This is a genomic window from Gilliamella sp. Lep-s35 (genome assembly GCF_009795845.1).
GTDB lineage: Bacteria > Pseudomonadota > Gammaproteobacteria > Enterobacterales > Orbaceae > Gilliamella.
Genome location: NZ_WTEX01000011.1, coordinates 78,386 through 88,880, shown reverse-complemented (window position 1 = coordinate 88,880; position 10,495 = coordinate 78,386). Strand labels below are relative to the sequence as shown.

The window sequence follows — 10,495 nt, the reverse complement described above, 5'->3', positions numbered from 1 at the left end:
CTTATTCATATTTGTTCCTTTTTTAGTTGTGATAAGTTTATCTTACCCCTTAAAAAAGTTGTATGAATTAGTGTAGCCGATCCATAGCTACATGCGGTTGTTGAACGTTTTTTTCATACACTTAAAAACCATATTATTCATGACCATTACTACAAATTAAGGATGCTGGCTAATAAAGCACTATTTGTATATATTGAAATCTATTATAATCGTATCGGTTGTTATTGGGCCAACGGTTGGGTATTGCTGCAACAATGTGAACAACAATATTACCAAAACAGTAAAATGATAGAGATGGGCACTGTCTAATATTTTGGTCAGGAACAATCTGCTAAAAGAAAAATACGCCAATAAATCATTTTATACCAAAGTGCCTTATAATTATGAGTTAATAAGTTTTATTTTTAAGGGAGTCAAGCATGTTTGAAAATCCTCGATGGGTACGAGATTTGTTACGTTTTTTACCACTTAAAAGTCAATTTGTATTATCAGGTAATATCCGAGATTTACAAGCTTGCGAGATAGTCCCTTCTGTTATTACACCACAATCTTTTGAATTAACCGTTTATCGTTGCTTAAAACAAGTCGGTTATGAGCATGTTGTGATATGGGATCCCTTGTCGGGCTTTCGATGTTTACAAACAGCCGACTTTCCTGCCAATAATACCGATCAATTATTACAAAAGTTAGGTTTAACACCAGAAAATGGCAAAGCCGCAGGTGGTGTTGATTTATTGAGTTCTGTATTAGAACGGCTTGTTAATTTTGTTGGAGATCCCATTGCTTTATTGGTGGATTTTGCTTCTCAATTAAGTGTGCGCACCGATAATTTAACGCCAGCTGAACATCAATTATTTACACGAGCATTGATTTTGTCTCATCAGGCAAAAGTACGTCCAGCAGGGGAAAATCGCCAACCTTTTTTTAATACAGTGCTATGGGTCGTGGAAAAGGAGGGGGATTTACCGGATTGGTTCTTAGTGAATAATCCTAAAGTAAGATCTATTTCTGTCGCTAAACCAGATCATATTGCTCGCCGAGCTTTGGCAGGTGCATTAATTAAGGGAATTGCTCATGCCCAACAATTACCAGATGAGATTTTAACTCAAGCCGAAAAAACATTCGTAAATAGTACAGAAGGTATGCTGTTATTGGATATGAACGCAATTGCTACATTGGCACGAATAGAAAATATAGGTGTTAACGTAATAGCTGATGCTGTACGACGTTATAAGGTGGGGGTGACAGAGGATCCTTGGCAAAAAATAGATAGAGAAAAAATACAGCAGGCAGAAACCTTTATTTCGCAGCGCGTAAAAGGGCAAATGCATGCTGTGACACATATGTTAGATATTGTTAAGCGTGCAATTACGGGAATCGGTGTTAACCGTAAGGGGAATCGACCTCGAGGGGTAGTGTTTTTAGCTGGGCCTACAGGGGTTGGTAAAACAGAGTTAGCAAAAACTATCACCAGTCTATTATTTAATGATGAGAGTGCATATATCCGATTCGACATGTCTGAGTTTAGCTCAGAGCATTCAGATCAACGTTTAATAGGTGCACCTCCTGGTTATGTGGGGTATGACGTAGGCGGCGAGCTGACTAATGCAATTCGAGAAAAACCTTTTAGTGTTGTGTTATTTGATGAAATTGAGAAAGCGCATCCCCGTATTTTGGATAAATTTTTGCAGATTTTAGATGATGGTGAGTTGACTTCAGGAAGAGGAGATAGAGTTTATTTTTCTGAAGCGCTGATTATTTTTACATCTAACTTAGGCATTTATAAAATGACAGAAAGCGGAAAACGAGAGGTGAATGTTAGTGCCGATGATTCTTTTGATGTAGTACAACTAAGAGTAAAAAATGAGATAGATCATTATTTCAAGTTAGTACTAAATCGTCCTGAAATTTTGAACCGGATCGGGGAAAATATTGTGGTATTTGATTTTATCCGCCCAGAAATTGCTGAACAGATTTTTGAACAAATGGTGGCTAATATTTTAAATGATTTTAAGCAAACAGGACTGACATTAACCTTTAGCCCTAATGCCATGCATAGCCTAAAAATGTTAGCTTTAACTGATCTTTCTAATGGTGGACGAGGTATTCGTAATCAATTAGAAGCACATCTTTTAAATCCACTGGCACGTGAGTTGTTTGCTTTAAATCCTCAAGTTGGGCAGCATGTAACTATTACCTCAGTGCAAGCTAATGCAATAACATTGGAGTTGTAGAATGGTAAAATTAGGTTTATCTCGTATCCATTTTCCGGTGACGACACTAGGACCAGGTAATAGAATAGGTATATGGTTTCAAGGATGTCGTTTAAGGTGTAAAGGTTGTATTTCAGCTGACACATGGGGCACTGCCAAAGAGTTTGTTGATGTTGATGAATTAGTCGATAAACTAACACCTTGGTTAGCACAAGCTGATGGCATTACTATTTCAGGTGGCGAGCCTTTTGATCAAGTGAATGCCTTATCTACCTTACTACAACTGCTTAAACAAAAAGCGGCCATTGATATTTTAGTGTATACCGGTTATTCATTAGAGCAAATAACCGAACATTTAATTACGATTAAACCTTATATAGATGCATTGATAACCGATCCCTTTCAATACCAAACAGCGCAAACGTTACAACTTAGAGGTAGTGATAATCAACGGCTACACTTTTTTACACCTTTAGGAGAAAAACGGTTTAGATCTTATCAAACCACCGTGAACGAACAAGAAAAAGCACTGGATGTAATGTTTGATGAAGATGGAACGGTTTGGTTGGCAGGCATTCCTAAAAGAAATGATATGCAGCTATTACAAGATATGTTAGCACAACAAGGCCACCGTATAGTATTAACAATCGATAAACCCCGAGATTAAGGAAAAACAATTATGGCAATGATGCGTTTTTGTCCTCATTGTGAAACAGAAAGATCACTTTATGAGATTTTTTGCGAAGGAACTATTGAGACAGGAGTTTGCGGTTGGGATTTGTCGAACGAACCGATTCGTGAATCAGGTTGGCGACCGTTGTCTATTGTTACAGCCGAGGAGTTAACCGAGCAAATAAGCTCATTGCCACATTGTGTTAATGGTCACCCGATGGATGAGGGGGATTTGATGTGCATGGTGTGCGGTGGGGATTTAGCCGAGTTAGATGTTATAGAACAAGAGGTAATATCTGCGGCAACTCAAACCTTAGAGCCAGCGTTACAAGCAGTGGAAACAACAATTGATAACTGGCGAATATTAAATACATTAAGTACCACAGATGGGACTAGAGAGCGCTATTTAGCCGAGAGAATAGAAGATAAAAAAAGAGCCGTCTTAACACTTTATCATGCCGGTGCCGAGCCTGACGTGGCGATTTATGATGTATTAAAACAACTACCTAAAGAGCACGTTCCTGAAATTATTACTGCAGGTCGTTGGAATGCTCAAGCTTATGTGGTGGCGGAAGAACTAACAGGAGGAAGCTTATCAGATCTTGGTATTGTTATGACCGATCTTGTTAGCATTAAGCATGTTATGGCAGAGTTAGGTCAAGCTTTACAGGCGTTTACCGAGGTAGGATTAAGACACTGTGATTTAAGACCTGAAACATTGTTAGTAAGAACTAAAGATCCTTTAGATTTGGTGATTACAGGCTTTGGATCTGCTCGTTTATCAGAATTTGATTTAGAGGTTATATCGCCTTTAAAAACAACTCGCTATATGGCACCTGAAGTTATTGCTGGTGGCGTTAGTGTTGCATCGGATTGGTGGAGTCTGGGGATTATTCTATTAGAGCAATTAACCCAAGGGCAATGCTTTGCTGGTGTGAATGATCAAGCTTTTTTAATACAAATATTAACCAATGGAGTAACAATTCCTGATAACTTACCAACACAGTTACAACAATTATTAAAGGGGTTATTGGCTAAAAGTCATCATGAACGTTGGCAATGGCCACAAGTGCAGGCATGGCTACAAGGTCAAATGGTTGCCGTGCCAGAAGCCTTATCAAGCACTCAACACGAATTAGGTTCAACAATTCAGCTAGGAGAGCGACATTATTCCGATATTAAATTATTTGCCTTAGCTGCAGCTGATCCGCTTTATTGGCAAGAAGCATGTGATCACCTTGTAAGAGGTTTAGTCACAACATGGTTAGAAAAGGCTGAGTTTGATGAGCAAATACTAGCTAAAGTAAGAGAAGTTCTACGTCAACTTGATTTAAGCGACGACTTAAAGTTGATGTTAGTACTTAAGATATTAAATCCTGATATGCCATTGGTACTCAAAGGCGATATTATTACACCAAGTTGGCTATTACAGCATCCATTACAAGGATGTCTATTTATTGAGGGATTTATCCCCCATGTTTTACAAGATTTGGAGATTTGGCTGTGGCGTTTGCAAGAAAGAGCAAATACAGTTAGAAGACGAGCTGATAATTTGCAAATTCGTTTGGATGAAGAAACGCTAAAAATTCATCTGCTTTCTACATCGCGCGCTCAATTAACTGCATTATGGGAGGAGCGATTAGCTATTTTTCCTGATGCCAATAATGTTGGAATTTTATCATTAATTGAGCGAAGAGCAATCAGTGAAGAAGATTTGATTGTATTGCTAAGCGCTCAGATCGGGCAATTCAAATCGATAGATAATGTAACGCAAGAAGTTTTAAAATTAAGTGATCAACATTCAGTAGTAACGGTGGATGAGCAAGAATTAAAAGAATTAATGCGCCAACCTAGATTAGCACTTTATCAAATGCTTAATGAGCGTATTGAAGGTTTTGCTTGTATAGGACATGAGCAGCTAGATGCTTGGACTGAGCAATACCGATTAGAAAAAAGAATGCCTTTTCACCAGTTGTTACTGTTATTAAGTGTGCCGGCAGAGCAATGGATAAAACCGCATAAACAGCAATATATTTCACAGATTATTGATTTCTTCCATAAAAAAGTTTCTGCCTCAGTATTGCAAGGACCTTTAGTTCGAATGCATTTAGGGCTGTACATGCCACGAATCGATATTTATTTACTAGGTACAGAGCGTAAGCCAGCAGAAGCATTATTAGATCATCTTGTTGCACGTAATAGCCGTCAAATAAGTATCGATCTGATGGCATTTCAACAAGATCAATATTTAGAGCGTAGATTAAGTAATTTATATAGACAATCTTCTTTGTACAAAAGAGATACCGGCATTGATGATTTGTATATGGGGTTTCCTTTCTTAATTTATCAAGAACCCACAGCATATCGATTACCTCGCATTGCACCATTGCTATTATGGCCGATAAAACTTCATTACGAGCTTGGTGCAAGAAATCATATTGCCTTTTCCTTCGATCATGATCGGGAAGAAATTAGAATTAATCCTGCTTTGGAAGGAATATTAGGTAAGAGCTTATATCAAACATGGAAAAATACATTAGATGAATTATTAACCCGTTCCGCTTTATCTACACAGGAAATTATCGATGCTCTTAGTATATTGGGGAACCCTTTATCAAGAAAAGTACAAGCCTTACCATTTAAGCAAGAGATAGAGCGAGGAAAGCTATACTTAAGTTGCTCAGCTGTGTTTTTTAATGTTAATTTTATGGGGCAATCGATAGGTGAAGAATTAAATAAACTGAAAAAAATATCTCCTATTGGCACTGCATTAGAAACCGCATTACGATTAAAATCTTACCAAACTTTAGCGGATATTCCTGAAAAAACACCCGAGCTAGAGCACTATTTTACCGTTGCAAGCGATCCCTCTCAAGAAAATGCAGTACTTCAATCAAGACAATATCCTGGACTATTGATTGAAGGACCTCCAGGCACAGGAAAGAGCCAAACCATTGTCAATATGATAGCCGATGCGATTGGTCGTAATAAAACAATTTTGCTTGTCTGCCAGAAAAAAGCCGCGCTTGAAGTTGTTTATAAAAGACTTGTAGCTGAGGGGCTTAATAATCGCGCAATAATGATCAATGATGTGAATGCTGACCGCAATATAGTGATTAGTAGTATCCGAGAGCAACTTGATAGACTATTTAAGTCACCAGTAGATACTCACTGGGAAGCTAAAAGAGAACAAATTGCAAACCAAATTACTCAGTTAGAACATCAACTCGATAGTTATCACCAAGCTTTGCATCATGTAGATGAACAGACAGGATTAACTTATAGAGAATTAATAGCTGAATTGATCAGTTTAAATAAGCAGCCGAGTACATTTGTAGCACCACAACTTAGATCCGTATTAAGTGCATTAAATAAAGTACAATTAGCCGAGCTAGAAGATGAATGTGCATTACTGATACGTTATTGGCTACCAGCGAATTACGAGCATACGGCATTAAGTGAGTTGCGTGCTTTTTCGCATGAGCCAGCAACCCTCAGTGATTTTAATCATTTCTTTACTGATTTTATGGAAGCGGAACATAATCGTACAGTTGTATTAAACATTAACCAAGCACGATTTGATTTAAATGATCCTACCCCCTATCAACACTGGATAGAAACTGATGGACAGATGTTTTTAGCAATTTCTGACAGTATAAGAATACAACTAAATAAATGGTCTTCGCTTTTTAAAGTCGACGCTGCTAAACAACAAAGTTCATCAGAAGGTTATACACTGATAACAGAGCTAAAGCGGCTTGAAGAACAATTGGCCGTTATTAGTAATGCTTCGTGGTGCGATTTATCGCCTAAGCTATGTTTGTTAGAACAGCAACAGCTCGATAAATTAACAAAGCAAGCTAGCCGCATGATGACACCAACTTCTTGGTATAGCTTTTTAAGTATTACGCGATATTCTGCAAAGAAAAATTTAACACATTTCTTAATGCAGCAAGGTGAAATATCTGATGAAACACGCTTCCCAATGCTTTTTCACGCATTGATTTTAGAGCAACAATATCGCCCTATTCGTAATAAATTACAGTGTATTTTTAAACAATTACAATTACCGATACCTGATAATACAATTGGCATTAAAATGGCTGGACTCATTAATGAAACGATAGTTGCTTTAGAAGAAGTAATGCAACTATTTAACAAAATAATGATCGCCCCGAGAACCGAAGAGGTAGAAGCAGCGTTATTAAATAGCAAACCGGCCTTTGAACAACTTTTAGCTGATTATACAACAGCTTTTAATCGTTACTTTGCTCGAAAAGAAGCACTAGAAAAATTAGCTAGGATTGAACACTATTTAAGCCCTTCGCTTTATCAAAGCTGTAAAATAGCGATAGAAAACAATGTGTCAACGGAACCTAAACTATTAGACATCAAGCAAGCTTTACCTAGCTTGGCTGACTACCAATATTTTAGAAAAAGAGCCGAACAACTTTCAGCCACTTCCTTACAGTTGCTAGCTAAATTGCGTAGTTACCAAGAACCATTGAAACAAATAGCGGTAACTGATTTAGAAAAAGTATTTAGGCAATTGGTCAATGGAGAAGCTTATCAAGCATGGAAAGAAAGAATAGAGTTAGCCTATCCAATCTTATTAATTAATGATGAAGAAACACAAAAACGAATTAAATTATTAGCCGCAGCTGACCTTGAAATGCGAGCTTTGAACCGCGTATTACTTGAACAAAATATTCCTATTAAAGAATTAGGATCATTAAGACAGTGGGAAGATATTACAAGGCTAACAGGTGTTAGAGCTAGGCGTTTAAGAGAATTTATAGAACAAGGTGAAAAATTAGGCTTAATGAAACTTAGATCTATCTGGTTGATGAATCCTGATGTGGCAAGTCGTTTATTACCTTTAAAAGCAGGCTTATTTGATACGGTTATTTATGATGAAGCTTCTCAAATGCCGATACAATACGCTATCCCAACCCTTTACCGTGGTAAAGTATTGGTAGTAAGTGGTGATGAAAAGCAAATGCCACCTAGTAATTTTTTTGCAAATCAAATAGAAATAGAAGAAGCTGATTTAAATCTGTCTTATGATGAATTAAGCGATGAAGAACAAGAAGAATTACAAACTGGTCAATGGAATTGTAGAGAAATTATGGATTGCCCTGATTTATTGCAATTAGCACGTTCAGTATTACCAAGTACAAGCTTACAAATTCATTATCGTTCTGCTTATCGTGAATTAATTGCTTATTCTAATGCAGCTTTTTACAATAATCAGCTTAATGTACCAGTACGTCATCCAAAATCGACAATAAAACAAGTTCAACCTATAGAATTTTTACAGGTTAATGGAATTTATCACAATCAAACAAACCTCACCGAGGCAGAACAAGTGGTGGAAAAGGTTGCAGAGATTTGGCAATTACCGAAAGAACAACGTCCTTCACTCGGTGTTGTTACATTTAATAAAAAGCAGGCTGATTTGATTGAAGACTTATTTAATAAAAAAGTCCGAGAAAATGAGATATTTCGAACCCTTTATCTCGAAGAGACTCAGCGTGTAGAGTCGGGTGAAAACATGTCTTTTTTTATTAAAAATGTAGAAAATGTACAAGGTGATGAGAGGGATATTATTATATTTTCTACGACATTTGGTCGAAACAAAGAGGGCGTGTTCCGTCGTAACTTTGGCGTGCTTGGACAATTGGGAGGAGAACGTCGACTCAATGTTGCCATCACACGGGCAAGAAAAAAAGTAATATTACTTTGCTCTATGCCAATTGAAGATATATCAGATATGTTAGCATCACAGCATCAACCAATAAGCCCAAGAGATTACTTACAATGTTATCTGGCATATGCTAGAGCCTTGTCGGCTGGAGACTTCGTTACAGCACAAAGCCTTTTAAAAGGTATTATTGCCACTACTGAAACTCAAGCAACAAAATTAATCGAATCTCGACAAGATGCGCTTTTAAATGATGTAGAAATGTTTATACGATCACTAGGGGTGTCTTATACCAAAAATTCAGGAACAGGCGTTTTTGCTTTAGATTTCGCAATAGAAGATCCTAAAACACAACTTTATATAGTGGGCATTGAGTGCGATGCTCCAACACATCCTTTATTGGCTAATGCTAGGGCTAGAGATATTTGGCGTACGGCGGTGCTAAACAGATCTATTCCTCATATCATTCGTATCACATCGCATGAATGGTATGAACAAAATGAACAAATTAAAGCCAAGCTTAGACAATTAATAAATGAAACGCTTGCCACAGGAGAAACCCATGAGCGGTCCTAAAGTTGTACACATAGTGACACGAGAAGAAGTAATAGCTACTTGCCAAGGGATATTAACCCAACTTGATCAAGCCATTAACCAATGGCAGCGTGCGATGCAAAACTTAGCAATTACCGATGATACGTTTTTGCAAGGCATCATCAACACACGAGAAAAATTTAATAAATTATTAGCTGAAGATAAATTTTCAGATATTCAACGACTAGTACCTATAGAAATTAAACAGCTGCAAGCGGATATTATTGAACGTAAGCAAGTCATAATAACAACATTAGCGAAGCAACGTGAAGAAGCAAGACAAACCAAAGAAAATGCTCAATTGTTGATAAATGCAATAGCACAAAAAGGGCTGCACCTACCAAAAGCATTACACAATGAACTGACACAAATAATACAAGGAAACTACCAAGGCTCAGCAACAGCTGTATTTAACCAAGTCTTTGGTTATTTAGTACCTGAACAACAAACGAATGTGTTGACGGCAAAACAACAAGCAATCTTAAATAGCATGAATGTAGATAAATCAACACAAACTTATACAGATTGGCTAACTAAACATCAAACCTCACAAAGGGATCCGCGCTTTAACCGAATAGATCATTACTTAAGTGAACTCGCATTAGAAAATAAAAATGTTTATCAATCTTTTATGCAACGATTAAACATAGCAGAAACAGAAACAATAAAACAACAACAAAATTTATTACTAGATAGTATTTTATTAGATTTATCAAAAACCGTACAAGAAGCTAAAAAGCGTACCCAATTATTGGCTAAATTAGAACTCATCGTAGCGGAGTTGAAACAAAAATCAGTAGAACCTTTAAAGTTAGATATTCAACAATTGGATCAGTTAACTATAGATGAATTAACAACATTAGTTGAAAATTGCGAGCAGCAACTTATAAAAGTAACCAACACCATAACCGCAACTTACAGGCAGCAAACTTTACTTCAATGCTTATCTAAACTAGGTTACGAAGTAAGGAGTGACATGCAAACTCAATGGATTAAAGACGGGCGATTAGTCATTCGCAATCCTGCCACGCCAGGATATGGTATTGAATTTACAGGACAGGCTGAAAATCAACGGATGCAAGTTAGAGCGGTCAGATTTACTCAACAAGAAGATCGACAACGAGATAAAGATATAGAAACACTATGGTGTAGCGATTTTGCTAAATTACAAGCATGGCTTGCTAAGCAAGGAGATTCATTAATACTAGAAAAATCACTCCCTATTGGACAGGTTGCTATAAAACAAGTTAACGAAGAACAAAATGGTACAATAATAAAAGAAAACGTAAAAAAATATTTGTAGTAAATAAAA

At 37.0% G+C, this 10,495-nt stretch carries 5 protein-coding genes; all 5 read left to right on the top strand.

The features are described from left to right. Positions 1-162: 162 nt before the first annotated feature. The 5 genes from GQ590_RS06755 to GQ590_RS06735 all read left to right on the top strand — a co-directional run bounded on the left by GQ590_RS06755 (position 163) and on the right by GQ590_RS06735 (position 10,486). Positions 163-309 (top strand): hypothetical protein, encoded by a 147-nt coding sequence (locus GQ590_RS06755; protein ID WP_160422556.1) that lies wholly within the window; start codon positions 163-165, stop codon positions 307-309. Between the two features lie 110 nt (positions 310-419). After that, entirely contained in the window at positions 420-2,234 is a 1,815-nt protein-coding gene (locus GQ590_RS06750) for an AAA family ATPase (RefSeq protein ID WP_160407548.1), read from the top strand. A 1-nt stretch (position 2,235) separates the two neighbouring features. Beyond that, positions 2,236-2,880, top strand: a complete 645-nt coding sequence (locus GQ590_RS06745) for a 4Fe-4S single cluster domain-containing protein (protein ID WP_160407546.1) — start codon at positions 2,236-2,238, stop codon at positions 2,878-2,880. 12 nt (positions 2,881-2,892) lie between these two features. Continuing rightward, positions 2,893-9,165 carry an AAA domain-containing protein gene (locus GQ590_RS06740; protein WP_202112913.1) on the top strand — a complete coding sequence of 2,091 codons (6,273 nt, stop codon included), beginning with the start codon at positions 2,893-2,895 and terminating at the stop codon, positions 9,163-9,165. After that, positions 9,152-10,486 (top strand): hypothetical protein, encoded by a 1,335-nt coding sequence (locus tag GQ590_RS06735; protein ID WP_160407544.1) that lies wholly within the window; start codon positions 9,152-9,154, stop codon positions 10,484-10,486. The genes GQ590_RS06740 and GQ590_RS06735 overlap by 14 nt, the downstream gene beginning before the upstream one ends. Positions 10,487-10,495: the final 9 nt, after the last annotated feature.

Bases quoted from the DNA above. Each gene is read 5' to 3' on its own strand.
- GQ590_RS06755 (WP_160422556.1), top strand. From the start codon at position 163: ATGCTGGCTAATAAAGCACTATTTGTATATATTGAAATCTATTATAAT.
- GQ590_RS06735 (WP_160407544.1), top strand. From the start codon at position 9,152: ATGAGCGGTCCTAAAGTTGTACACATAGTGACACGAGAAGAAGTAATA.
- GQ590_RS06750 (WP_160407548.1), top strand. From the start codon at position 420: ATGTTTGAAAATCCTCGATGGGTACGAGATTTGTTACGTTTTTTACCA.
- GQ590_RS06745 (WP_160407546.1), top strand. From the start codon at position 2,236: ATGGTAAAATTAGGTTTATCTCGTATCCATTTTCCGGTGACGACACTA.
- GQ590_RS06740 (WP_202112913.1), top strand. From the start codon at position 2,893: ATGGCAATGATGCGTTTTTGTCCTCATTGTGAAACAGAAAGATCACTT.